The following is a 24,685-nucleotide window of genomic DNA, read 5'->3' on the forward strand; positions in this document are numbered from 1 at the left end:
ATGGGGTTATCGGTTTTATTCAGACGACACTTGTTAACTGCCTATATCAATGAAACGGTGCTAAACGATCCACAGGCACGCATATTATCGGTTGCCTCCGGTCACTGCCGGGAGTTTGAAAATACGCTGGCGCTTTCGGATATATTTAAAGGCGAGATCGTCGCCTTCGATCAGGATGCAGAGTCCTGCGCTGAAGTTAATCGTGCTTATGGTGGCAGAGTAAAAACGCAGGTTGCAGGCATCAACGCTTTACTGCAGACATCACGCACTGAACAGGAGAGCTATGATTTTATTTATTCCGCCGGCTTGTATGATTATCTGCCTCAGCGCAACGCCAAAGCACTCAGTGAGTCACTGAAAAATATTCTCAAACCTGGAGGACGTCTGGTGGTTGGCAATTTCAGCCCCGACAGTTCCGGACGGGGCTATTTACAACTGATAATGGACTGGCACCTGATTTATCGCGACACGTCGTCTTTAACCACGCTATTTGGTGATCTGACAGGCTTCACCTTCAATAACTATGCCGATCCCCACAATAACGTTGTTTATATTGACATCATCAAAGACGCATAATTATACCGCGCATGTTTAACCCCGCTTAAACGATGCGCGATTTGTCTTCGCACTGACGGAGCAAAGCGTCTACAATGCCGGCGAAATTTTTACTGATGAGGATACACAATTGGACACCTGTCCCACACGATTACAATCGGTGCCGATGCTGAGATAGCCTCATCGCTGTCTTAGCCCTGCGTTAAGACGGTGGATTTTCCTCCCCCTTTTTCCTGCGTTCTGTCTGGCCCCGCTGTAATCCATTCTTATAACTCTGAATATCCATTGCCCGGCGGTGATGGAGTGAGGTCTGACATGGACTGGAAAATCTTTTTATTGCGCGTCACGGTCGCGCTGATTCTGGGCGCGCTGATTGGCAGCGAGCGCCAGCTGCGCCAGCGCCTGACCGGGCTGCGCACCAATGCGCTGGTCAGCACCGGTGCCTGTTTGTTTGTGCTGATGACGCAAAGCGTACCGGGAATTGCCGCAGATGCCTCGCGCGTCGCGGCCTATGTGGTTTCCGGCATCGGCTTTCTTGGCGGTGGCGTCATTATGCGCGATGGCCTGAATGTGCGCGGTCTTAACACCGCTGCCACGCTGTGGTGTACCGCGGCGATTGGCGTGTTATGCAGCATGGGCTTGTTGCTGGAGGCAGGCATCGGTTGTGTGGTTATTCTGTGCGCCAACATCCTGCTGCGCGAGCTGGCACAGGGCATCAATCGGCAAAGCATCATTACTGCGGAAGACGCCAGCCAGTATTACAAAGTGCAGATCATCTGTCTGGCGGCCGATGAGGTGCAGGTGCGCAGCCTGATGCTGCATAGCCTCGGTGGCAGCGGTCTGCGGCTGCAATCCCTGCACAGTGAGGATCTGGAACCCTCACACCGCATGGCGGTAAATGCGGAAGTGCTGGGTAAACCCAGCCTGACCGATCAGCTGGAAAATCTGGTCAGCCGCATCAGCCTGGAAAAAGGCGTCAGCTCGGTCAGATGGCAGGTGTGTGAGCCGGAGACCGATTGAGTCGTTAAACGCGATGCGGCTGCGCTACCTGCCAAAGCGCAGCCGCAGCGTTGCCGGCAGCACGGTATGCTGGCTGATGGGTTCATCGCTGTTAATCATGGTAGTGAGCAGCGTAAAACACTCCTGCGCCAGGCGCGGCACATCCTGTTCAACGGTATCGATCGGCAGTGTCAGTGAGTCATACAGATAGTGATCGTCAAAGCTGGCCACGCGGATGTCGCTGTGCAGCAGGTGATGCTGGCTCATGTAGCGCAACACCCCTTCCAGCAGACCGCAGGCGGCGGTAAAAATCGCTTTGGGCGGACGCCCCAGCCGGGCGCACAGTGCGGCAAACATTTCATAACCGCTGCTTGGGTGATAGTTGCCGTGAATGATCCACTCCGGCCGCGGCGTCACACCTGCCCGTTCGAGACCCTGCATAAAACCGGCCAGACGATCTTTGGTGGGTGACAGACGCGGCTGACCGCCGAGGAAATAAATCTCATCCGGATTGGCGCGCGCCAGCCGTTCCACCAGCTCGGCAGTCGGCGTGACCGAATCGGTCATCACCAGCGGCAGTTGCGTATCATTAACGTAGCGGTCAAACAGCACGATCGGCAGCTGGTCGCTCAGTTTAACGTAGTCACTGTCGCTTAACATGCTGGACGCCACAATCAGCCCATCCACCTGACGCGCCACCAGATTATCCACCACCACCCGCTCCTGCCCGGCGTTTTCGTCAGTGCAGGATATCAGCAACTGTAAGCCTGCCTCGCGACACAGATTTTCCAGCGCGTGTGAGAACACCGCAAAGCCATAGTTGGTGATCTCCGGCACCACTAAACCCAGCGTATGGCTGCGATTATCACGCAGCGAGCGCGCGTGAATACTGGCCTGATAGTGATGCTCGCGCGCCAGCGTTAACACGCGTTCGCGCGTCTCTTTCGCCACGCGCAACTCTTTGCCACGGCCATTCAGCACCAGACTGGCGGTGGCTTTGGACACCCCCGCCAGCGCAGCAATATCCGCTATGGTAACGCGTTTGGTTTTTCTCACGTCAGTGCATCGGTTAAGGAAACAATGACTTATTCTACCATGCACGGGCGCAACGACCAGTAGCGCGCCGTCACTTCTGCGTGTCCGGTCAGGGTTAATTGCGCCGGATGCGCCGGGAAGTAGCGGCTGCTCATCACCCCTTCGCCTTCATTAATGAAAATCTCAACGCTGGAGTGATCGCACAGCAGCTGGAGCTGACTCACCGCGCCGCGCCAGTAACGGAACTGCCACTCGCCGTTTGCCAGACTGCGGCGTGCGAGCCGCAGCCCGTCAGCGCGCCATTCCAGCCGTAGCTGGTCAGCAAAGTTCAGGGTGATGTCGCCCTGCCCGCTCAGCAGCAATTCCAGCCGCTGCGCATCGATTACCGGCGCATCGCCGGCCGGGCCCTGATAATGCTGTTCAGCGTTGCGCAGTGCCTGCAGTTCAGTGACCGGCCGCTGGAACAGCCGGCCATCACGCGTGCCCAGTTCGCGCACGCAGGTCATCTGATGGATCCAGCCATTGGCCACCGTGGGCTGCAGCATCTCCTCGCCGTCCGGCACGCCCATCCAGCCCACCAGCAGCCGGCGTCCGTCGGCGGTTAGCGTGGTTTGCGGCGCGTAAAACTCGAAACCGGCGTCAAGCTCATGCATTTCGCCATGGCTAAAACTGGCGTTAGCGTAATCAAGATCGCCGGACAGCCACGCGCTCGAATGCGCATTCAGAAAACGATGATCTTCCTGCGCGATGCCCTGCGGGCAGCAAATCAGGAACGTGCTATCGCCGAGGGTAAACATATCCGGGCATTCCCACATATAACTGGTTGCCGCCAGCCCGTTCAGGCCGCTGCCGGCAATCTCGCCCAGATTGTGCCACTCACGCAGGTCCGCCGAGCGCAGCAGCAACACTTTGCCCTGCTTTTGCAAATCCTGCGCGCCCAGCACCATGAACCAGTGCTCGCCATGCCACCATACTTTGGGATCGCGCACGTGTCCGGTGTAGCCGTCGGGCAGCGCGATCACCGGCCCGAGCTTGTCAAAGCCGCCCTGTGAGTTTTGCACCGCCAGACATTGCCACGCGGTGCGCGCGCCATCGGCGAACTTCACGTTGCCGGTATAGATCAACGTCAGCGCGCCGTTATCATCGACGGCACTGCCCGAATAGCAGCCGCTGCGGTCATACTCTTCATCCGGCATTAGCGCTATGGGTTCATGCTGCCAGTGCAGCAGATCGGCCGAACTCCAGTGGCCCCAGCATTTATGCTGATGCTGACAGCCCAGCGCATTCCACTGATAGAACAGATGGTAACGCCCGGCGAAGTGAATAAAGCCGTTCGGATCGTTAAGCAATCCGGTGACGGGCGCCAGATGCCAGCCCGGATAATGCGCATCGCTCAGCGCGCGCGGCTGACCGCGCATCACCGCCTGTAAAATATCGGGTAACAATGTAGAAGCCGCCATTATTCCGCGTCCGTTTTGTATTTGAGCAGATAAGAGATCATAAATGCGCTGCTGAAGGCAATCACCATGCCAATGGCATAGTTAAGCAACGAACTGGCCTGCACAATCGCCATGCCCGGCAGACCGGTGAGACCGACAGCCGTCATATACACATGCACCGACACTACCCAGGCACCGCCCAGCGCGCCGCCGATCAGGCCGGCGATAAAGGGTTTCATAAAGCGCAGGTTGATACCGAAAATCGCCGCCTCGGTAATACCCAGCAGCGCTGAAAAGCCGGACGGCAGCGAAATGGCTTTGATTTTCACATCTTTGGTTTTAAACCACACCGCCAGACAGGCACCGCCCTGCGCCACGTTAGCCATCGCCCAAATCGGCAGCAGGAAGTTGACACCAATCGCCGGATTGCCCAGCAGTCCGGCTTCAATCGCATGGAAGCTGTGGTGCACGCCGGTGATCACGATAACCGAGTAAAGCCCGCCAAACACCAGTCCGGCCAGCCAGCCGGCATGGGCAATCAGCGTGCTGAGAACGAATGAAATACCGTCGCCCAGCATCCGCCCTGCCGGACCAATCACCAGCAGCGCAACGAAGCCGGCGATAATCACCGTCAGGAACGGCGTCAGGATCAGATCCAGCGCGTCCGGAATCACCCGGCGCAGCTGCTTCTCCAGCACACTCATAAACCATACCGCCAGCAGCACCGGAAACACCGTGCCCTGGTAGCCGATCATCGCCACTTCGATACCGAAAAAGTTCATGGTATGGAAGCCGGCCGCCACGCCCCAGGCGTTGGTGAGCGCCGGATGCGTCAGGATGCCGCCGAGTGTGGCACCGAGGAACGGGTTACCGCCAAACTCACGTGCCGCGGTAAAGCCAATCAGGATCGGCAGGATGATAAAGGCCGCCGAGCTGCACATATCCAGCATGATATACAGCGCGTTGTCGGGGTTAACCCAGCCGTAGGTTTTAACCATGCCGAGCAGTCCCATCAGCAGGCCAGAGGCCACAATCGCCGGGATGATCGGTACAAAAATGTTCGACAGCAAACGCGCAATGCGCTGAAACGGGTTGAGCTTGCGCGCGGCGATATCCGCCGCTTCCGACTTGCTGGTTTCACTGATGCCAGCTTCGCGGATAAACGCGGCATACACTTTATTCACCACGCCGGTGCCAAAAATCACCTGCAGCTGTCCGGCATTGCGAAAACAGCCCTTCACGCCCTCCAGCCTGCCAATCGCAGCGGTGTCGGCTTTGGCGTCATCCACCAGCACCAGGCGCAAACGTGTGGCACAGTGCGCCGCACTGGCGATATTTTCCCGGCCTCCCAGCAGCGGCAGCAGCGACCGGGAAAGAGTAACAAAATCCATAGTAACCTCTGTTTTTGGTTGTTATGCCATCATGCGCTAAGCGGCCCGCACGCGGGCCGTTTCATCAGAACCAGGTTTCCATTTGCACGCCAAAGTTCCACTCGCCACCGGATTTAAAGCCGGTGCTGCCAAAGGCGTCATCGCTGGCGTAGTTATCCAGACGATGATCCCAGTCCATCCAGCTGGCGAACAGGCGGATTTCCGGACGCTTGAGGAATTCGCCCACATCGCTGGCTTTGAGCGTGGGGGCGACGGTGAGCTTGTAGAAGTTGCCGCTGACGGCCTGACGATTGTTATAGCCTTCAGGCCGCAGATCCATGTACTGATATGAGCCTTCATACTGCATCTCAAAGTTCTGCGTAAATTCCTGAATCAGGCGCAGGTTCACGGTGGCCCACTCATAGCTGTCGCCTTTGACGTAGCGGTCTTTGCTGCTCTGCGCCAGCAGCGCCGGCGCGATGTGCCAGCCCGCGCCCAGCGGCGTCATCCCGTAGCTGGCGAGCCGCCAGGTATTCGCCTGCGGCAACAGCGCGCCGTCGGAACCGATGCTCTTCACTTCTGCGCCGAGGCCATGACCGTACAGCAGCGCGGTTTTCGCTGAACCTTCACCCAGGCCGTAGAAGCTGTCGTTGTGCAATCCGACCAGGGCGTGCACACCGTCATTAGCAGCATCACTTTTCACGCGACGACCGTCGATATCGGTGCGCTGATCGTTATCTTTGGCGCGCATGCCGCTCACCATCAGCTGCAGCGGGCCGACGAAGTTATTCAGCGACAGAATGTAGTTTTGCGCGGTGTTTTCGTTATTTTCGATGTCACCGAAGGTGCGGCCATAAATCGACAGGTTGCTGCGGGCGTCATCGCCCCACTTCATGTCGTAAATACCGGCCCCGGTTCCGGCGAGGAACACCACATCGGAATCGATCCAGTGGATGTCGAAGTTATCGCGATCGAAACGCTTACCGGCCCACACCGTGGTGTCTTTAAACGCGCCGGTGAAGGTCGGTAGCTGCCCCAGCTCGACAAACGCCTGACGCAGGTTGAGATCGCTGCTGGCGGCGGTCCAGTCGTTGTAGGTGCGCTGTCCGTCAGCCAGCATCGCCTTGAAGCGCGTGGTGGCACCGTTGGTCAGCGTTTGTTTATGTTCGAGGTTAAGTTCAACGTAGGTATCCGGCTCATTGCCGAGCCGCCCGACGTGACCGCCGGTCTCACCGGCTGGCGTGACGGTGGGCCCGCCCTGAGTTTTGGCGGCGGAACTGTTCATCAACAGGCCGGAACGCGCGTAGCCATGAAACTCAAAGCCCTCTGACTCGCTGCTGGCGGCGGGCGCCACAGGCTGAGCGGCGCGCGGTTCGGTCTGTGCGACGGCAACTGGCGTCGGGTTCTGCTGCTGCACCGCAGCCAGCTTTTGCACCTGCTGTTCCGCCGCCTGCGCGCGCTGCTCCGCCACGCTGGCACGCTGTTCAGCCGCGGCCAGCCGTTTTTCCATCGCCGCCAGACGCGCTTCAATACTGCTCAGGTCGTCTGCCGCCCAGGCTGAGCCTGAGCCTAATACGGTACTAAGGGTTATCGCGATTATGCTTTTTTTCACTGTTTTGCATCCCTGAGGCAAGGCTATCATCAGATGTATTTTTTTTGCTAAACCGGTTTAGGCACCGCATCATAGCGGTGCCGATTTTTAAAGCGCAATGGATTTTGCTAAACCGATTTAGTGGATGTGAGATACATCGCAAAACAGGGAAAACGGCGGGGTCAGATACTGTGCTGCTGTAGCTGTTGATAGTTGGGTAACGCGGTCATCGCGCCTTTGGCGGTAGTGGCCAGCGCCCCACACACCTGCGCCGTGCGCAGGCAGGCCGCCAGCTGCGCTTCATCCGCCGGCAGACCCCGCTGCGCCAGTTCCCACAGCAGTCCCGCCACGAAGGCATCGCCGGCACCGGTGGTATCCACGCTGATCACCGCACGCGCGGGATAGTGAGTTTGCCGGCCATCAAAATAAGCACGCACGCCAGCGCTGCCCTGTGTGACTAACAACAATTTTACGGAGAAGCGCTGCGCCAGCTGCGCGATGCCGCTGTCAATGTCGGCGGTGTCCGTCATAAAGGCCAGTTCTTCCACGGAGAGCTTCACCACATCCGCCCGTTGCAGGGCCGCACTGAGGCATTGCAGCAACTCCGCCGCATCGGACCACAAATCAAGACGGATATTGGGATCGAAGCTGACAAAACCGCCCGCCTCACGCACGCGCCGCATGGCGGTTAACGCCGCCGTGCGCGACGGCTCGGCGAGTAACGCAATCGAACAGCAGTGCAGCCACTCGCCACACTGAAACCGCGGCAAATCGTCTGGCGTGAGAAATAAGTCGGCGCTGGGGCGCACCATGAAGGTGAAGGTGCGCTCGCCCTGCTCATCCAGGGCCACGACCACCGTGGAGGTGCGCTGCTGCATATCTTTGCGCATATGGGAAACATCCACCTTTTCCTGCGCCAGCGTACGACACAAAAACCGACCAAAAGGATCGTCGCCCACCCGTCCGATAAATCCGCTGCTGCCCGCCAGCCGGGCGATACCCACTGCCACATTGGCGGGCGCGCCGCCGGGACACTGCAACAAACGGCCTGCGTCATCAGGCAGCAAATCCACTACGGCATCACCCAGACACCAGATACGTTTCATCATGATTCGGTCTCACTTAATCGCTAAAACGGTTTAGCAAAGCATGCATATTAATCATGAATGCGGGCATTTGTCACCGTGAACAGTCCGGCAGGCTTCAGACTTGTCCGTTGCTGGGATCCGTTTCCCCCTGCCGCATGGCCGTCTGCGTATTGACGTCTATGCTTAAAGTTTTCCAAAACCTTATAAAAATCGGTGTCATTGAGATTTCATTTCGCCACTTGTCCGGAGGCAAAGGCATGAGCAACCCACGCGATGAAAAGACGCAGCGGTATTCACCGCAGCAGGAAGAGACAGAGCGAGCCCGGCTGACGGCCGGTGCCGGTTCCGCCGCGCCGGTCCCCGTCACGGTGCCAGTCACGCTGCAGGTGAACGGCGAACCTCAGCAGCTTAACGTGGATACCCGTACCACGCTGCTGGACGCACTGCGCGAACATTTACACCTGACCGGTACCAAAAAAGGCTGCGATCACGGTCAGTGCGGTGCCTGTACCGTGCTGGTCAATGGCCGCCGCATCAACGCCTGCCTCACTCTCGCGGTGATGCAGCAGGATGCCGAAGTGACCACCATTGAAGGCGTCGGCACGCCCGATGATCTGCACCCGCTGCAGTCCGCCTTTATCCGCCACGACGGCTATCAGTGCGGCTACTGCACGCCGGGGCAAATCTGCTCCTCGCTGGCGGTGCTGCAGGAAATTGCGGCGGGCATTCCCAGCCATGTCACGGGCGATCTGACTGCCGCGCCAGAGCTGAGCGATGAAGAGATTCGTGAACGCATGAGCGGCAACATCTGCCGCTGCGGCGCCTATGCCAACATTCTTGCCGCCATTGAAGAGTACGCCGGAGGCCAGAAAGCATGAGAGCCTTTACCTTTGAACGGGCAGCGACGCCCGCACAGGCTGCCAGCAGCGCGATGCAGCATCCGGGCGCACGGTTTATTGCCGGCGGTACCAATCTGCTCGATTTGATGAAGCTGGAAATTGAAACCCCGTCGCACCTGATTGATGTTAACGGACTGGCGCTGGACAGCATTGAACCCACCGCCGGGGGCGGCTTACGTATTGGTGCGCTGGTGCGCAATACCGATCTGGCGGCAGATGCGCGCATCCGGCGCGACTATGCCGTGCTGACGCGCGCGCTGGTGGCAGGCGCTTCTGGCCAGCTGCGCAATCAGGCCACCACCGCCGGCAACCTGCTGCAGCGCACGCGCTGTCCCTATTTTTACGATGTTAATCAACCCTGCAATAAGCGTCAGCCCGGTACGGGCTGTGCCGCACGCGAAGGATTCAGCCGCCAGCATGCGGTAGTGGGTGTAAGCGAAGCCTGTATTGCCACCCATCCCAGCGATATGGCGGTGGCGATGCGACTGCTGGATGCGGTGATTGAAACCGTCAGCCCTGATGGCAGCCAGCGCGCCATTCCCATCGCTGAATTCTACTGCGCACCGGGCGACACGCCGCATATCGAAACCGTGCTGCAGCCGGGTGAGCTGATCGTTGCGGTTACCCTGCCTGCACCGCTGGGTGGCACGCACATTTACCGTAAGGTGCGCGATCGCGCTTCGTACGCCTTTGCGCTGGTCTCAGTAGCAGCGGTTATCCTGCCTGAGGGTGGCGGCCGGGTGGCCGTCGGCGGCGTGGCCCATCAGCCGTGGCGCAGCGCGGCGGCGGATGCTGAACTTCCTCACGGGGCGCAGGCGGTCTGCGATGTGCTGTTTGCTGATGCGCGTCCCACTGAAGCCAACCGATACAAACTGTTGCTGGCGCAGCGCACGCTCGCCTCAGCGATCGCGGAAGCGAGGAGCAACGCATGAAATTTGACACACCTGCAACCGCCAATCCTATCGACCAGCAGCGCGTCGTCGGCCAGCCGCTGGCACGCATCGACGGGCCGTTAAAAACCACCGGCTCGGCGCATTACGCCTATGAATGGCACGCTGAAGCACCGGATGCGGCCTACGGTTATGTGGTCGGCGCGCCAGTTGCCAAAGGCAATATTCTCTCGATTGACACCCACGCCGCAGCACAGGCACCGGGCGTGCTCGGCATCGTCACCGGAGCAACCGCCGGTAAGCTCAACAAGGCAGAGCGCAACACCGCGACGCTGCTGGCAAATAATAAAATCGAACACTACCACCAGGCCGTGGCGCTGGTGGTGGCGGAGACCTTTGAGCAGGCACGTGCAGCCGCGCAGCTGGTTAAGGTTAACTGCCAGGCTGAAACGGGAGCTTACGATCTTGAAGCGGCCCAGCCAGAGGTGACAACGTCACCCGAAGGTGAGCCGGATAAAACACTGGGCGACGTCGATGCTGCCCTGCACAGCGCAGCCTTTACGCTGGACGCCACCTACACCACGCCCGATCAAAGCCATATGGCAATGGAACCGCACGCTTCCATGGCGCTGTGGCAGGACGATCACCTGACGGTCTGGACCTCGAATCAGATGATTAACTGGTGCCATACCGACCTGGCGCACACGCTCGACATGCCGATGGAAAAGGTGCGCGTGCTGTCTCCTTACGTCGGCGGTGGCTTCGGCAGCAAACTGTTTTTACGAAGCGATGCGCTGCTGGCGGCTCTGGGGGCGCGCGCCGTGGGACGCGCGGTGAAAGTGATGGTGCCGCGCCCGATGATCCCCAACAACACCACGCACCGGCCAGCGACGCGGCAGCGCATCCGATTAGCTACCGATGCGCAAGGCCATCTCACCGCCATTGCCCATGAAAGCTGGTCCGGTAATCTGCCGGGCGGAACGCCGGAAACTGCGGTGCAGCAGACTGAATTACTCTACGCCGCCGCCAACCGGCTTACCGGGCTGCGCCTCGCCGAACTCGATCTGCCCGAGGGCAACGCGATGCGTGCGCCGGGTGAAGCGCCCGGTCTGATGGCGCTGGAGATCGCCATGGATGAAATGGCCGCCATCGCCGGTATCGACCCGGTTGAGTTTCGCATCATCAATGATACACAGGTCGATCCGCTGCATCCGGAGCGCTTCTTTTCACGCCGCCAGCTGGTGCAATGCCTGCGCACCGGCGCCAGCAAATTTGGCTGGGCGGAGCGCAGTGCGCAACCCGGGCAGCGGCGCGAGGGGCGCTGGCTGGTGGGCATGGGCGTGGCAGCCGGTTTCCGTAACAACCTGCTGGCGCCCTCCGCCGCGCGCGTGCAGCTGGATGCGCAAGGCACAATCACTGTCGAAACCGATATGACCGATATCGGCACCGGCAGCTACACCATCATTGCCCAGACGGCAGCCGAGATGATGGGCGTGCCGATTGAGCAGGTCAGCGTGCGGCTTGGCGATTCGGCGTTTCCTGTCTCGGCGGGTTCGGGTGGCCAGTGGGGAGCCAATACCTCCACGGCCGGGGTGTATGCGGCCTGCGTCCGGCTACGCGAGAAGGTTGCCGCACAGTTGGGTCTGGATGCGGAAAGCGCAGAGTTTGCCGATGGGCACATTCACGCCAGCGGGCAGCGCCTGCCACTCACTGCGGCGGGTCCGCTGATGGCGGAAGAGACCATGGAATTCGGCGATCTGGACAAAACCTTCCAGCAATCCACCTTTGCCGGTCATTTTGTCGAAGTGGCGGTCGATAGCGCCACCGGCGAAGTGCGCGTGCGGCGCATGCTGGCGGTATGTGCCGCGGGGCGCATTCTCAACCCCAAAACCGCGCGCAGTCAGGTGATCGGCGCGATGACCATGGGCCTCGGCGCCGCGCTGATGGAGGAGCTGGCGGTGGACACCCAGCTCGGCTACTTCGTCAATCACGACATGGCAGGCTATGAAGTGCCGGTACACGCCGATGTGCCTGAGCAGGAGGTGATTTTCCTCGATGACACCGACCCAGTCTCTTCGCCGATGAAAGCCAAAGGCGTCGGTGAACTGGGGCTGTGTGGCGTCGGTGCTGCGCTGGTTAATGCGGTCTACAATGCAACCGGCGTACGAGTGAGAGACTATCCGGTGACGCTGGATAAGTTACTCGCCGCGCTGCCTGACCAGCCGTAATGCAGGTCCCTTCCGCCAGTGCATGCGGGCTGGCGGAGGGGGGAAAAATGTGAATGGCTAAGCCGTCAGGACTGGTTAACAGGTCATCAAGCTGATAATATTGAGACCTGTTAACCAGTCTGGAGAGACGTATGCCAAACATCATTCTCAGCGATATGAGCGCCAGCGTCAGTGAATTAAAAAAGAATCCTATGGCGACCGTCAATGCGGGAGAAGGCTTGCCGGTGGCGATTCTCAATCGTAATCAGCCCGCCTTTTATTGTGTTCCCGCACAACTTTACGAGCAAATGCTGGAAGCGCTGGACGATCAGGAACTGGTTAAAAAGGTAACTGAACGCCAACAGCAGCCGCTGATTGACGTGGATTTGGACAGCTTTCTGTGACATGTACAGTTAAGTTCAGGGAAGAAGCCCTGAAGGAGTGGCATAAGCTGGATAAAGCCATTCAGCAGCAGTTTGCCAAAAAGCTCAAAAAATGTTGTGAAAATCCTCATATCCCCTCAGCCAAATTGCGTGGCATTAAAGACTGCTACAAAATTAAACTCAGGGCTTCCGGGTTTCGCCTGGTTTATCAGGTGATTGATGACCAGTTGATCATCGCCGTGGTCGCGGTGGGTAAACGCGAGCGCAGTGACGTTTACCACCTTGCCAGTGACAGAATGCGCTAACGCATGACGCCGGCCCTCTGCGGCCAGCGTCACTGCGGTGGTTAATGCTCTCAGCGCCCCGCTTCCTTAGCCAGCCCGCACCAGTGCACCAGCGTCAGCGCAATGGCTTTGGTACAGGCCACCAGATCGGCAATCGGCACATGTTCGTTAGGCTGATGCGACAGCGCCGGATCGCCGGGACCAAAGTTGACCGTCGGCGTCTGGCCCAGCGTGCTGGGCAGGCCAATGTCGCTGTGGGCACCAAAGCCGGCCAGCTGCGGGCTCAGTGCCGCGTCACTCACGCCCTGCTGAAAAGCGCTGACAAAAGGATGATCGGCCGGGATCTCGGCGCAGTCGGCGTCCAGTATCCACTCCACGCGCGCCGGATGCTTTGCCAGATAGGGATCCAGCGCGCACACCTTCGCCACGTGCGCCTCAATCTCCTGTTTTACCTTACCGCCCAGCCCCATCTCATCCTTTTCTGCCGGCAGATACTGCACGTCGATGACGATCTCGGCGCGGCCGGCAATTGACGCCGGATGCTCGCCCACTTTCAGCTGCGTCACGATAATCTGGTTGGGCAGATCCATGAGTGGATGGTTTTTGTCGGGCTGCGTCTGCCAGCGGCGGTTCAGCACATCGAGCCCGTCCAGCATCTGGCGACACAACATCACGGCATCAACCGGACCGCTGCTGTCCCAGCTGTTCGGCGTTAATTCCGCATGACCGCCGATGCCATCCAGAATGATGCGCGCCCACAAAATGCCGTGGCAAATCGGCGCGATGCGGTTGGCGGTGGGCTCCGTCATGATACCGGCATCGGCTTTGAAGCCGCGATCCACCATTGCCAGCGAGCCCATGCCGCCGATCTCTTCATCCACTACCGTGGTGAACACCACGTCGCCGGCCAGCTGCACGTTGAGATCCTGCAGCAGCTCCACCGCCATCAGCATGCAGGCCACGCCACCTTTCATATCGACCGCGCCGCGACCATACACCGCCTCGTTGCGGATCTCCGGCACAAAAGGATCGCTGTGCCAGTGCTCAGCCGGACCCGGTGGTACCACGTCAATATGGCCGGTAAGCATCAGCGACCTGCCGCCACCGGATCCGCTCAGGGTGCCGCCCAGATTGGGACGGCCTTCGAAGGTGCGGCCTTTATTGGCGCCCGGGCGGCCCTGATACTTCTGGTACAGCGCCGGGCCATCCGGATCCCACAGATCGGTGTCCATGCCCAGCGCCATCAGCCGCTGCTGCAGATAGTGCTGGCAGTCGCGCTCGCCTGGCCCGGCCTCGCGCGGATCGACTTTCACCACCGAGGGAAATGCCAGCAGGTCGCATAATGTCTGCGCGATACGCTGCGCGCTGGCATCGACGTGTGCGCTAATTTTTTCAGTCAGACTCATGTGTTATCTCCGATAGATAAAAAGTCGTTGTGCCATTAACACCATGATTAACAGCATGCCCACCACGCCCAGTTGCCACACGCTGTTCAGCCCCAGCTGCAACATGCAGGTTTTGAGGGTGACCAGCATCAGCGCGGCGGCGAGAACGCCGATGACACTGCCGCGCCCGCCAAAGATCGCCACGCCTCCCAGCAGCGCGGCGGTCAGCGATTCCAGCTCAAGATTGACGCCGATTTCCGGGCGGGCACTGCCGAGCCAGCACAGCGAAATAAAGCCGGCGCAGCCCGCCAGCGCGCCGCTCAGGCAATAAACCAGCAGCCGCAGGCGATCGACCGGAATGCCCACCAGCCGCGTGGCGTGCTCATTGAAGCCGCAGGCGTAGATCCATTTGCCCCACGCGCTGTTGCTGAGGATCAGCCACGCCAGCAGAAACGCCGGGATGACACAGGTTAAAAAAGGCAACGGAACGGACAGCATGGCCGCCCGGCCCCACTGCGTCAGCAGCGGCGGCACGCCGGCCAGCGCCGCACCGCCGGTTAATGCCAGCGCCAGGCCGGAGAACAGATAAAAACTGCCCAGCGTAACGATCAGCGGCCAGAGGCGTAAGCGCGCCACCAGCAGGCCGTTCAGCGCGCCAGCCAGGCTACCGCTCAGCAGGCAAATCAGCGGCAGCCAGCCCGGCGCAATACCCTGATCGAGCGCCAGCATGCCGATGACCGCCGAGAGCGAAACGTTACCGCCAACCGACAAATCAATGCCGCCGCCGCCAGTCATCACCACCAGCGACTGCCCGAGCGCCACCAGCGACAGCAGCGTGGCAAACTGCAGGATGGAGGTCAGCGACCATGCCGCCAGCATCTGCGGAAGCACAATCGCGATGCCGCCCAGCAGCAACAGCCACAGCGCCAGCAGCAGCGTCAGATCGGGGGCTTTGCGCCACAGTTTCATGCCAGCCTCCTTAGCGATAACAGCCGCCCACTGGCTGCTTCACTGCTCAGCACCAGCAACAGCACCGCCCCGGTGACCACGGTTTGCCACAGCGAGGGTACGCCAATCAGCAGCAGGCCATTTTGCAGAATGCGCAACAGCAGCACGCCGAGCAGCGTGCCGAGCAGACTGCAGGAGCCGCCGGTAATGCGCGTGCCGCCCAGCACCACCGCGGCAATCGCCTCCAGTGCCAGCGTGCCGCCGACGGTCATCTCCACGTTACGATAGGTGGCGATGTAGCAGGTGGCGGCCAGGCCGCACAGCACGCCGCTGAGGGCAAAGGTCGCGACACGCACCTGGGTTACCGGAATGCCCGCCAGCCGCGCTTTTTCTTCCGAGTTGCCGGCGGCCAGCAGCCATAACCCGTACGGCGTATGGCGCAGGGCCAGCCACACCAGCGCCCAGGCCGCGACAATCAGCCAGGCCATCAGCGGCAATCCCAGCAGCGGCCGCATCAGCGCATGCGTCAGATCGCCCGGCAGACCGGAAAGCCACTGCCCGCCCAGCAGCACAAACAGCGCCGTACGCCAGACGCCGAACAGCCCCAGCGTGCCAACTATTGCCGGAATGCGGCCAATCACCACCACCAGCGCGGTGATCAGCCCTGCCAGCAGGCCAATAAGCGGTCCGGCCAGCGCCGCCAGCAGCGGGGATTGCAGCATCAGCAGTTGTCCGATACCCCACGCGGCCACGCCCATCACTACGCCCACCGAGACGTCCACGCCGCCCATGGCGATGACCAGCGTCATACCCAGCGCGATCAACAGCAGTTCGCTGCTGTTGCGCAGAATGGTCAGCAGGTTGTCAGCGGTAGCAAACCACGGTGAAAACCACGTAAAGCAGGCGCCAGCCAGCACGGCGATCGCCAGCAGGACGATTTCCCGCGAAGTCATATGCATCACAGGCCTCGTCAGAATTTGAACTGGTCGACGTTATCTTTGGTGAACACCGCTGGCTTGCCGAGCAGCAGCACACCGGTTTTGCTGTCAAAGGTCACCGGTTGAGCAAAGCCGGGAACGTGGTTTTCGGCGGCAAAGGCTTTACCGTCGATCAGCTGTTTGCCCGCCCACACCGTCAGATAGCCAAGCTTTTCCGGGTCCCACAGCACGGTGTAGCCAAACGCCCCGCTTTTCAGGTAGGCGCGCGCGGTGTTCGGGCTGCAGAAACCGCTGCCAATCACCTTGCCGTTTTTGCCGGCGGTTTCGATGGCCTGCGCCACGCCCGGACAGGTTGTGGAGGCCATGGCAATCACCCCTTTCAGATCGGGGTTAGCGGACATCAAATCGGTGGTGATTTGCGCCGCGCGGCTGGCGGAGCCGCCGGCGTACTGAGGTTTGAGCAGCGTAATGTGCGGATATTTGCTTTTCACCCGCTGCTGCATAAAGCCAATCCAGCTGTTGAGGTTGGACGCGGTGGCTTCGCCGGAGACGATGCCAATTTTGCCGCGCTCGCCGACGCGTTTGACCATCTCATCGATCACCGTATCGCCCAGGCCCTCATCGGTGGCCTGCGCCACATAGACCGGCCGGCCGCTGTCGGGCGCATCGCTGTCGCTGGTGAACAGATGCACATTACTCGCCTGCGCCTGCGCCATCACCGGCGCAATACTGGAGGCATCCAGCACGCTGATGCCAATCGCATTGACCTTCTGCGCAATCAGGTTCTGCACGATCTGCAGCTGATCCATCGGGTTGGTATCTACCGGACCGCTGTAGACAAACTCCACGCCGAGATCGTGCGCGGCGCGCTTGCCGCCCGCCTCCATCGCCTGAAAATAGGGAATACCGATGATTTGCGGCACGAAGGCCACCTTTTGTGCCGCGAAGGCGTAACCCGATACCAGCAACGACAGCGAACAAACAGCAGTAGCAATGCGATGCATGATGATTTCCCCTGGTGTGAGTGCTTAGGTGTTTTCGAAAATGCGCGCATCAGGATGCGCACCGGTAATGAGTGCAACGATTTCGTCTGGCGTGGTGTCCGCGTGACGGCGCTCGGCGATTTTGCGGCCGCGACGAAACACCACCATGCGATCGGCCACGGCAAACACATCGCTGATGTTGTGGCTGATCAGCACCACGGCGCAGCCGCGTTCCGCCAGGCGGCGCGTCAGCTGCAGGACTTTCTGCGTCTCCGCGACCGCCAGCGCGGCGGTGGGTTCATCCATGATCACCAGCTGCGCGTTGAGATTGAGCGCGCGACAGATCGCCACCGCCTGGCGCTGACCACCGGACAGACTGCCAACCGCCGCTTCGGCATCGGAAATGTGCGCATCGAGTTCGGTCAGCAGTTGATCCACCGTTTCGCGCATCGCGCGGCGGCGCAGAAAAGGAATGCCGAGCACGCGGCGCTTCAGCTCGCGGCCAAGAAACACGTTCTCGGCAATCGACAGATTCTCTGCCAGCGCCAGCTCCTGATAGATGGTGGCAATACCGTGCTCGGCGGCCTGGCGCGGCGAGGTGAATTTCACCGCCCTGCCGTCCACCCACAGCTCGCCGTCGCTGGCGCTGTACGCGCCGGATAACACTTTGGTAAAGGTCGATTTGCCCGCGCCGTTGTCACCCAGCAGCGCCAGCACTTCGCCGCGATGGATCGACAGATTGACCTGGCTGAGCGCCGTTAGCGCGCCGAAGCGTTTACCGATGTTGCGCGCTTCGATGAAACAACTAGTCATGGGCGCTCTCCGGGTAAGCCGCGCTGTGGAAATCGATCTCCCACTGCAGCACGCGGGCGTAAAGCTGCGATAGCTGCGCCTGTTGCGCCGCGCTGAGCGTCAGTGCGCACTGGTCCAGCTCGGCTTTCAGCCACTGCGCCTGCTGATGGAACTCGTCTTCGGCATGCATCTCTACCCAGCGGCGTACGTCAGCGTCCTGCTGCGATTGCGCGCTGACGCGCAGGCACCAGTGGTAATACATCCACTCGGCACCGAACATCAGGGTGATGATTTCCGCATAGCTGCCCTGCTGCGCGACTTTCAGCATGCCATCGCGGAATGCGCTGACGCCGGGCAGATCGTCCGGATAATCCGCTGGCTGAATGCCGCGCCGCGCCAGCACCGCCTCAAACCAGGCGATTTGCGTATCCACCAGCGCATTGAGCACGCCAATCAGCCAGCGCTGCTGACGAATGCCGGGCGCCTTGCTCACCGCCAGCGCAAAAATAGCGATGGCGGTGGCGACGAAGTTACCCTCGAACACCAGATAACGATTAAACACGCTGGCCGGCAGCCGATCGTGCTCAATGTCGACGACAAAGCGGTGCTGCTGCATCGCCTGCCACAGCGCCTGATGCTGCGTCAGCAGCCGATCGCTGAAGCTTTCCATCACGCCTCCTCCAGCGCAGCCTGCGCCACCGCCATGAAGTGCTTCACGCGCGCCAGTTCCACCGGGTTCCACCACACGCCATCGACTTTCAGCGTGCTGGCGACAATCACCCCCTGCGTGCGGCCAAGGATTTGACAGACGTTGTCCGGCGTCACGCCTGAGCCCACCAGCAGCGGCAAGGCAGTTGCGGCGCGGATTTCGTCGATCTCACTCAGCGTGGCGCTGTCGCCGGTGCGCTGGCCGGTGGCGATCACCGCATCGGCTTCGAAGAAGTCAACGTCACGCGTCAGCTCCTGAATCGAGCGGTCGGCGACAATCGCGTGGCTGCCGTGTTTAACATGGCTATCGGCAAATACGCGGATGTGATCGGCCCGCAGCTGATTGCGATAGCGCAGCGCTTTAGCGGCTGCCCCTTCGATAAAACCTTCATTGGCGATATAGGCATTGGCCCACTGGTTAACGCGCACAAAATCCGCCCCGCCGGCTAATGCCGTGGCAATCGCCGGGATTGCCGCATTGGCCAGCACGTTAATTCCCAGCGGTGCAGCAAAACGCTCGCGAATTTTATCGGTGATCACCGCCATAAATGCCGCCGTTTCCGGACCAATATCGTCAGGCTTGGCAAAGGGAATATCGCCATGATTCTCAACGATTAAACCGTGCACGCCGCCGGCCAGATAATTATCCGCATCGCGCAGGGCACAATCGATAATTTCACTCACCGGCTTGCCGCGATATTTCGGCGAGCCGGGAAAAGCATCACAGTGAATAACACCAATCACCGCTTTACTGCGTGAAAAAATATCTTGTATCGCGTTACTTTTTTCTGCTGATATAGAAGCCATCTCTTTCACCTTATTAACGAGAAAACTATGCGTGTCTATGTTGCAGGCAATATTGTGGTGGATGAAACCTGGTCCATCGATCAACTCCCTGAAAAAGGCGCCTCAATTCATGGCAAAAAAATTGCGCAGGATATCGGTGGCAAAGGCGCCAATCAGGCAATTATACTTTCGCGTTGCGGCATCGACACGCGCTTAATTAGCGCCACCGGCGATGATATTAACGGCCAGTGGATCCGCGAACGCATCCGGCACGAAAAATTAACACTACTGCCGCCTCAGTTTTTGTCTGCTCACAGTGACACCTCAATTATTTTTAATAGCAGCGATGGCGATAATGCCATTATTACTACCACCGCCGCGGCCGACGCGCTGGCAGCGGATATTATCCTGGCTCACTTAACCGATGCCGCTGCCGGCGATATTCTACTGCAGCAGGGCAATTTTTCTGCTGATAAAACCCGCCGGTTATTTAGCTGGGCAAAAGCGCACGGCTTAACCACGGTATTTAATCCTTCACCGGTCAATCCGGACTTCGCCGATCTCTGGCCACTGATTGACATCGCGGTAGTCAATCAACCGGAAGCCGATCTGCTGCAACCCGCCGGCGTTAACACACTGGTGATTACCCAGGGTGCTGCCGGTGCGCTGCTGATACGCGGCAATCAGCGCGTGTACTGCCCGGCGATTAACGTCGCGGCCGTCGATACCACCGGCGCCGGCGACACCTTCCTCGCCGTGCTGCTGGCGTCTGCCCTGCTGCGCGGCATCGCGCCCGACCTGCTGGCGCTGCAGCATGCCAGCGCGGCGGCGGCGATCACCGTCAGTCGCACCGGCACGCTGAACGCGTTTCCCGATGCTGATGAATTACAACGTATTCTGGCGCAGCGCTAAGCCAGGGCGCAGACGTTTGCGTCTGCGCCTGGCGGTTACTTAAATAGCGAACGGTAGCTATCGACGTTGGCTTTGGTCACCACCGTGGCCGGAACCAGAATGGTTTTGCTCACGGTTTTACCGGCCGTCAGGCTATTCAGCGCTTTCAGCGCTTCTTCACCCATTTTCTTCGGATCCTGCTGCAGCACGGCGGTAACGTAGCCACCGTCAATGCCGCTGATGGCTTTTGCCGTCAGATCCCAGCCGAATACCTTAATGTCATTCTGCCGCCCCTGGTTTTCTACTGCGGCAATGGCACCCAGCAGCGCCGGTTCGCCGGTGGCATAGATCGCGGTGAGATCCGGGTTGCCGGTAATCAGGTTTTCGGCGGCGGTCATGGCGTTGTCCTGAATATTCTGGCCATCGACCACATCGGCGACCGTTATCTGGCTGTTGCTTTTAATCGTCTCTTCAAAACCTTTCTGGCGCTGGTTTTGGATGGCCGAATTGAGCGCGCCGACAATTCCCAGTCGCGCTTTGCCGCCCATCTCTTTCGCAACATAATCGACAAAGTATTTACCGAGGATTTTACCGCCTTCGAGGTTATCTACGCCCACCTGCGCTGCCTGCGGACCGGCAGGCAATACGGCATCAATCGCAATCACCGGAATATTCGCCGCTGCGGCTTCTTTTATCGCTGGCATAATACCGTTGACATCAATTGCATCCACCAGAATGCCTTTCACTCCCTGCTGAATATAGTTTTCAATCGCATCGTTTTGCGCCACGGGATTATCGTTGGCGTTATAAATCACCAGCTGTTTACCGCTGGCTTTGGCCGCTTCCTGTGCGCCCTGATTCATCAGGTTAAAAAACAGCGCCTGCTGATTAATCTGGACTAACGCATATGTGGGTGCGGCGTGAGCCTGAACGCATAATGAACCTGCGGCGAGTAAACCACTCGCAATGAACAGTGAACGCAGTTTTCCGCTGAAAGATGACATCATTGAGTTCCTCGTCGGGAATAATAATAACCAGCGCTTCTCAGCGACGTACCGCTGAGCGTTTTTTTGGCAGGTAAATATCAGTTCAATGATTCTGAGCACGGCGATAATGCCGTGTTTTGATGCCGCCGGCGTCGTCTTTTTCGGCATCCCATCCACTGGGAGTGCGGGGTGAAAAAAAACAATGTCGGGTTGGGAAGTTAATCCCGGTACTGCGGTAAACGCTTTATACAATTCGCCCGACGAATTTTTTTGTCAAGTGTTTATTTCTCCAGCAACGCAATCGGGAAAGCGCTGTATTAGTCGCGCTTAACTGTGTTACAGATAAGCCACCCCGGCAAACATGGCGAAATGGATGAGTACAAAACGCGTGTTGTTATCTGACGTGGCAAAGCTGGCTGGCCTGTCAAAAGCCACGGTGTCACGCTATCTGAATCACAGTATTGTGCTGCCGCAGGACACCGTTGACCGCATTGAAAGCGCGATCCGCACGCTGGACTATCGCGGTAATTCTCTTGCGCGGCGTTTAAGCAAAGGCGGCAGCGAAACCCTGGGCCTGGTGCTGCCGGATATCACTAACCCGTTTTTTGCCGAACTGGCGGATGCCGCCGAAGAAGCGGCGTCAGCGCACGGCTATAGTCTGGTGCTGTGCATCACGCGCAACAACCCGGACAAAGAGGCGCAGTTTATCCGCTGGCTGGATACGCGCCAGGTGGATGGCCTGCTGTTCACCACCAACCGGCCGGACAACGGCCTGCTGCGCGACGAGATCCAGCGCCAGCGCCATGTGGTACTACTGGATGAAGACATTCCCGGCAGTAACGTGCCGAAGGTCTTTGCAGATAACGTGCAGGGTGGCCGCATGGCAACCGAGCAGCTGATCGCCGCCGGGCACACGCAGATTGCGTTTATCGGCGGCCCGGAGCAGCTGATGAGCGTGCGCGAACGCTATCTTGGCTTTTGCACCGCGATGCAGCAGGCCGGTTTAACCGTACCGCTGCAATGGGTGATGTATGGCAACTACGAACGCGAATTTGGTCAGCAGGCGTTGCAGCACCTGTTCCGCTGCACGCCACGCCCTACCGCCGTGTTCGCCGCCAGTGACTATCTGGTGCTGGGACTGCTCGACGGTCTGCGCGCCATCGGCCTGCAGGCACCGGCGGCGCTGTCGCTGGTCGGCTTCGATGACGCCAACTACAGCGATCTGACGCAGCCGCGTATCTCCACCATCCGCCAGCCAGCGCGCCAGCTGGGCCACACGGCGGTAAGCATTATGCTGCGCCTGCTCAACAACGACAGCAGCATCCCGATGGAGACACGTTTACCGGTGGAATGGATTGGTCGCGATTCGGTGGGATTTGTTAGCGATGTCCCAAAATGAGGCAAAACTGCACAATCATGGCGCAAAAAGTGAGCGATTTTTTCCGTTAGCGGTATAGTGAGTAAACCGGTTTACTTGCTGATTACATAACATACGATGTATTACAACAAGTTAGCCGCGAGTGCAGTGCCTGTTATTCAGGCTGGCATGGATGCTGCAATGTCATACCTGGCGAGTAAATATCATTGTAGCGTTTACCCTGTTGCTGCGAATTAAGGGTTTATCTGACAGGTAAACCGGTTTACTAGATTGTAAATCGTGTCAGATAGCCTCTTTTTCCCGACCGGCTAAACATTTCCCACAGGCGTTGATGGGAGTGATCCAATGCAGCAATTACCAGCTCTTCCTGCCCGGGTGGAGATGATTAACATCACCAAAACCTACGGCTCAATTCGTTCTCTGCGCGGCGTCAATCTGCAGCTGGCCCCCGGTGAAGTGCTCGGTCTGGTGGGCGACAACGGCGCCGGCAAATCGACGCTGACCAAAGTGCTGTCCGGCGCGGTGATCCCTACCAGCGGCGCGATCCGCATTGATGGCGAACAGCAGCACTTCAGCAATCCGGCGGATTCGCGCCGTTGCCATATCGAAATGGTTTATCAGGATCTGTCGCTGTGCGACACGGTCGACGTGGCCGGTAACCTGTTCATGGGCCGCGAACCGACCAGACGCATCCTCGGCGTGCCGTTTCTCGATCAGGCCACAATGCATGCGCAGGCGCGTGAGATGCTGAAAGGTCTGGGCATCTCGATTCCTGATACCCGTCTGCTGGTGCGTAACCTCTCCGGCGGGCAGCGTCAGGCGATTGCTATCGCCCGTGCCGCCGCGTTCGATCCCAAAGTGCTGATTATGGATGAACCCACTGCCGCGCTGGCGGTAGCGGAAGTCGAGGCGGTGCTGGAGCTGATTCGCCGCGTGTCGGCGCGCGGCGTCAGCGTGATCCTCATCACCCATCGGCTGCAGGATCTGTTCCTGGTGTGCGATCGCATCATGGTGATGTACGAGGGCACTAACGTGGCCGATCGCCGCGTGGCGGACACCAGCCTGAGCGATATCGTCAACCTGATCGTAGGTGAGAAATTTACCGCGCAGTCCGCGGCAGCACACTGAGGTAACAGGATGAGCATCATGAATTTAGGCAGTTCACGCATGATCCAGCACTCTCTGCCGCGCCGCTTGTTGCATAACCATTCGGGTGTGGTGAGCATCGCGCTGTTTTTTGTCTTTTGCTGCGTGGTGTTTTCGCTGATCACCAGCAACTTTCTTACCAGTACCAACTGGCTGAATATCATCCGGCAAAGCGCGCCGCTGCTGATCGTCGCCACCGCGATGACGCTGGTGATTACTACCGGCGGCATCGATTTGTCAGTCGGCTCAACACTGGCGCTGGTGGGCGCGCTGTCGGCGATTGCGCTCAATAACTGGGGCCTGCCGTGGCCGGTGGTGCTGATTGGCGGGCTGCTGCTCGGCGCGCTGGTGGGCGCCATCAACGGCTTCTTTATCGCCTGGGAAGGGATACCGGCATTTATCGTCACGCTGGCCACGCTGGCAGTGGTGCGCGGCATCGCGCTGCTGGTGACGCAGGGCTATTCGATTCCGGTGCCGGCTGACAGCCTGTTCACCTTTATGGGGCGCGCCTGGGTGCTGGGGATTCCCATGCCGGCGCTGATCGGCATCGTGGTGTTGCTGGCCGGTCACATTGTGCTTAATCACCTGCGCTTTGGCCGCTACGTCACCGCCATCGGTGCCAACGCGGAAGGCGCACGCCGCAGCGGTATCAATACCAAAGCGGTGACCATGAAAGTGTACATTCTCAGCGGTATGGCGGCGGCGCTGGCTGGCATGATCATCACCGCGCGCCTCGGCAGCGGCTCTTCTAACCAGGGCGAAGGTTTTGAACTGCAGGTGATTGCGGCGGTGGTGCTGGGCAGTACCAGCCTGTTTGGCGGCTTTGGAACCGTGATCGGTACGCTGCTCGGCGCGCTGTCGATTGCCATTATCCAGAACGGGCTGATTTTGTCGCATATCTCGCCGTTTTATACCCAGATCGCCACTGGCACCATCATTCTGCTCGCCATCTGGCTCAACACCCGCATTCTCAACCCGAGCCGCGCGCCCGCCAAAGGATAGCC

Annotated in this window: 24 protein-coding genes; 11 read left to right on the forward strand and 13 right to left on the reverse strand. The window is 59.3% G+C overall.

Going from position 1 to position 24,685, the window contains the following annotated elements:
* On the forward strand, positions 1–576 hold the full coding sequence (locus C1N60_RS20055; RefSeq protein WP_394521883.1) for a methyltransferase domain-containing protein: 576 nt from the start codon (positions 1–3) through the stop codon (positions 574–576).
* Between the two features lie 294 nt (positions 577–870).
* The gene (locus tag C1N60_RS20060; RefSeq protein ID WP_021509440.1) at positions 871–1,575 is read left to right on the forward strand and encodes an MgtC/SapB family protein; all 705 of its coding nucleotides are present in this window, start codon (positions 871–873) and stop codon (positions 1,573–1,575) included.
* A 24-nt stretch (positions 1,576–1,599) separates the two neighbouring features.
* Here the strand turns inward: C1N60_RS20060 and C1N60_RS20065 are convergent, their stop codons facing one another.
* The 5 genes from C1N60_RS20065 to C1N60_RS20085 all read right to left on the reverse strand — a co-directional run bounded on the left by C1N60_RS20065 (position 1,600) and on the right by C1N60_RS20085 (position 8,098).
* Positions 1,600–2,610, reverse strand: coding sequence for a substrate-binding domain-containing protein (locus C1N60_RS20065; RefSeq protein ID WP_394521884.1), 1,011 nt, complete (start codon positions 2,608–2,610; stop codon positions 1,600–1,602).
* 29 nt (positions 2,611–2,639) lie between these two features.
* A complete protein-coding gene (locus tag C1N60_RS20070) occupies positions 2,640–4,049 on the reverse strand; it encodes a sucrose-6-phosphate hydrolase (protein WP_394521885.1) in 1,410 nt (469 codons plus the stop codon).
* Complete coding sequence (locus C1N60_RS20075) at positions 4,049–5,419, reverse strand: sucrose-specific PTS transporter subunit IIBC (protein ID WP_394521886.1); 1,371 nt, start codon at positions 5,417–5,419, stop codon at positions 4,049–4,051. Before C1N60_RS20075 ends, C1N60_RS20070 begins: the two co-directional genes overlap by 1 nt.
* 64 nt (positions 5,420–5,483) lie before the next feature.
* On the reverse strand, positions 5,484–7,010 hold the full coding sequence (locus C1N60_RS20080) for a carbohydrate porin (RefSeq protein WP_394521887.1): 1,527 nt from the start codon (positions 7,008–7,010) through the stop codon (positions 5,484–5,486).
* Positions 7,011–7,171: 161 nt separating this feature from the next.
* On the reverse strand, positions 7,172–8,098 hold the full coding sequence (locus C1N60_RS20085) for an aminoimidazole riboside kinase (RefSeq protein WP_283342292.1): 927 nt from the start codon (positions 8,096–8,098) through the stop codon (positions 7,172–7,174).
* Positions 8,099–8,334: 236 nt separating this feature from the next.
* On the opposite strand from C1N60_RS20085, the gene paoA reads away from it, so the two are divergent.
* The 5 genes from paoA to C1N60_RS20110 all read left to right on the forward strand — a co-directional run bounded on the left by paoA (position 8,335) and on the right by C1N60_RS20110 (position 12,761).
* On the forward strand, positions 8,335–8,955 hold the full coding sequence (gene paoA, locus C1N60_RS20090; RefSeq protein WP_394521888.1) for an aldehyde dehydrogenase iron-sulfur subunit PaoA: 621 nt from the start codon (positions 8,335–8,337) through the stop codon (positions 8,953–8,955).
* Positions 8,952–9,908 carry an FAD binding domain-containing protein gene (locus tag C1N60_RS20095; protein ID WP_132463796.1) on the forward strand — a complete coding sequence of 319 codons (957 nt, stop codon included), beginning with the start codon at positions 8,952–8,954 and terminating at the stop codon, positions 9,906–9,908. Before paoA ends, C1N60_RS20095 begins: the two co-directional genes overlap by 4 nt.
* Positions 9,905–12,094: an aldehyde oxidoreductase molybdenum-binding subunit PaoC gene (gene paoC, locus C1N60_RS20100; protein WP_394521889.1), complete on the forward strand. Its 2,190-nt coding sequence runs from the start codon at positions 9,905–9,907 to the stop codon at positions 12,092–12,094. The genes C1N60_RS20095 and paoC overlap by 4 nt, the downstream gene beginning before the upstream one ends.
* Positions 12,095–12,225: 131 nt before the next feature.
* Positions 12,226–12,477, forward strand: a complete 252-nt coding sequence (locus C1N60_RS20105; RefSeq protein ID WP_104093611.1) for a type II toxin-antitoxin system Phd/YefM family antitoxin — start codon at positions 12,226–12,228, stop codon at positions 12,475–12,477.
* A complete protein-coding gene (locus tag C1N60_RS20110) occupies positions 12,474–12,761 on the forward strand; it encodes a type II toxin-antitoxin system RelE family toxin (protein ID WP_394521890.1) in 288 nt (95 codons plus the stop codon). The genes C1N60_RS20105 and C1N60_RS20110 overlap by 4 nt, the downstream gene beginning before the upstream one ends.
* 50 nt (positions 12,762–12,811) lie before the next feature.
* On the opposite strand, the gene C1N60_RS20115 is transcribed toward C1N60_RS20110, so the two are convergent.
* From C1N60_RS20115 to C1N60_RS20145, 7 genes are read right to left on the reverse strand one after another with little or no spacing between them, the layout of a single operon-like run.
* Positions 12,812–14,146, reverse strand: coding sequence for a M20 family metallopeptidase (locus C1N60_RS20115; protein WP_264240388.1), 1,335 nt, complete (start codon positions 14,144–14,146; stop codon positions 12,812–12,814).
* A 3-nt stretch (positions 14,147–14,149) separates the two neighbouring features.
* Positions 14,150–15,094, reverse strand: a complete 945-nt coding sequence (locus C1N60_RS20120) for an ABC transporter permease (protein WP_394521891.1) — start codon at positions 15,092–15,094, stop codon at positions 14,150–14,152.
* Positions 15,091–16,032 carry an ABC transporter permease gene (locus C1N60_RS20125; protein ID WP_166719217.1) on the reverse strand — a complete coding sequence of 314 codons (942 nt, stop codon included), beginning with the start codon at positions 16,030–16,032 and terminating at the stop codon, positions 15,091–15,093. The genes C1N60_RS20120 and C1N60_RS20125 overlap by 4 nt, the downstream gene beginning before the upstream one ends.
* An 11-nt stretch (positions 16,033–16,043) precedes the next feature.
* The gene (locus C1N60_RS20130) at positions 16,044–17,015 is read right to left on the reverse strand and encodes an autoinducer 2 ABC transporter substrate-binding protein (RefSeq protein WP_058758760.1); all 972 of its coding nucleotides are present in this window, start codon (positions 17,013–17,015) and stop codon (positions 16,044–16,046) included.
* Positions 17,016–17,039: 24 nt separating this feature from the next.
* Positions 17,040–17,807, reverse strand: coding sequence for an ATP-binding cassette domain-containing protein (locus C1N60_RS20135; RefSeq protein WP_058775029.1), 768 nt, complete (start codon positions 17,805–17,807; stop codon positions 17,040–17,042).
* Positions 17,800–18,456 carry a TenA family protein gene (locus C1N60_RS20140; protein WP_394521892.1) on the reverse strand — a complete coding sequence of 219 codons (657 nt, stop codon included), beginning with the start codon at positions 18,454–18,456 and terminating at the stop codon, positions 17,800–17,802. Before C1N60_RS20140 ends, C1N60_RS20135 begins: the two co-directional genes overlap by 8 nt.
* Positions 18,456–19,301, reverse strand: a complete 846-nt coding sequence (locus C1N60_RS20145) for a BtpA/SgcQ family protein (RefSeq protein WP_058758763.1) — start codon at positions 19,299–19,301, stop codon at positions 18,456–18,458. The genes C1N60_RS20140 and C1N60_RS20145 overlap by 1 nt, the downstream gene beginning before the upstream one ends.
* Positions 19,302–19,328: 27 nt before the next feature.
* On the opposite strand from C1N60_RS20145, the gene C1N60_RS20150 reads away from it, so the two are divergent.
* Positions 19,329–20,192, forward strand: a complete 864-nt coding sequence (locus C1N60_RS20150; RefSeq protein ID WP_394521893.1) for a PfkB family carbohydrate kinase — start codon at positions 19,329–19,331, stop codon at positions 20,190–20,192.
* A 35-nt stretch (positions 20,193–20,227) separates the two neighbouring features.
* Here C1N60_RS20150 and C1N60_RS20155 read toward each other — a convergent pair whose 3' ends face one another.
* A complete protein-coding gene (locus C1N60_RS20155; RefSeq protein WP_222987112.1) occupies positions 20,228–21,178 on the reverse strand; it encodes an ABC transporter substrate-binding protein in 951 nt (316 codons plus the stop codon).
* 340 nt (positions 21,179–21,518) lie between these two features.
* Here C1N60_RS20155 and C1N60_RS20160 point away from each other — a divergent pair, with 340 nt between their 5' ends.
* The 3 genes from C1N60_RS20160 (at position 21,519) to C1N60_RS20170 (ending at position 24,683) form a co-directional block, all read left to right on the forward strand.
* Complete coding sequence (locus C1N60_RS20160) at positions 21,519–22,556, forward strand: LacI family DNA-binding transcriptional regulator (RefSeq protein ID WP_275029976.1); 1,038 nt, start codon at positions 21,519–21,521, stop codon at positions 22,554–22,556.
* Between the two features lie 360 nt (positions 22,557–22,916).
* Complete coding sequence (locus C1N60_RS20165; protein ID WP_021509459.1) at positions 22,917–23,663, forward strand: ATP-binding cassette domain-containing protein; 747 nt, start codon at positions 22,917–22,919, stop codon at positions 23,661–23,663.
* An 18-nt stretch (positions 23,664–23,681) separates the two neighbouring features.
* Positions 23,682–24,683: an ABC transporter permease gene (locus tag C1N60_RS20170; protein ID WP_164861075.1), complete on the forward strand. Its 1,002-nt coding sequence runs from the start codon at positions 23,682–23,684 to the stop codon at positions 24,681–24,683.
* Positions 24,684–24,685: the final 2 nt, after the last annotated feature.

The sequence above is a fragment of the Pantoea sp. SGAir0184 genome (genome assembly GCF_043544755.1).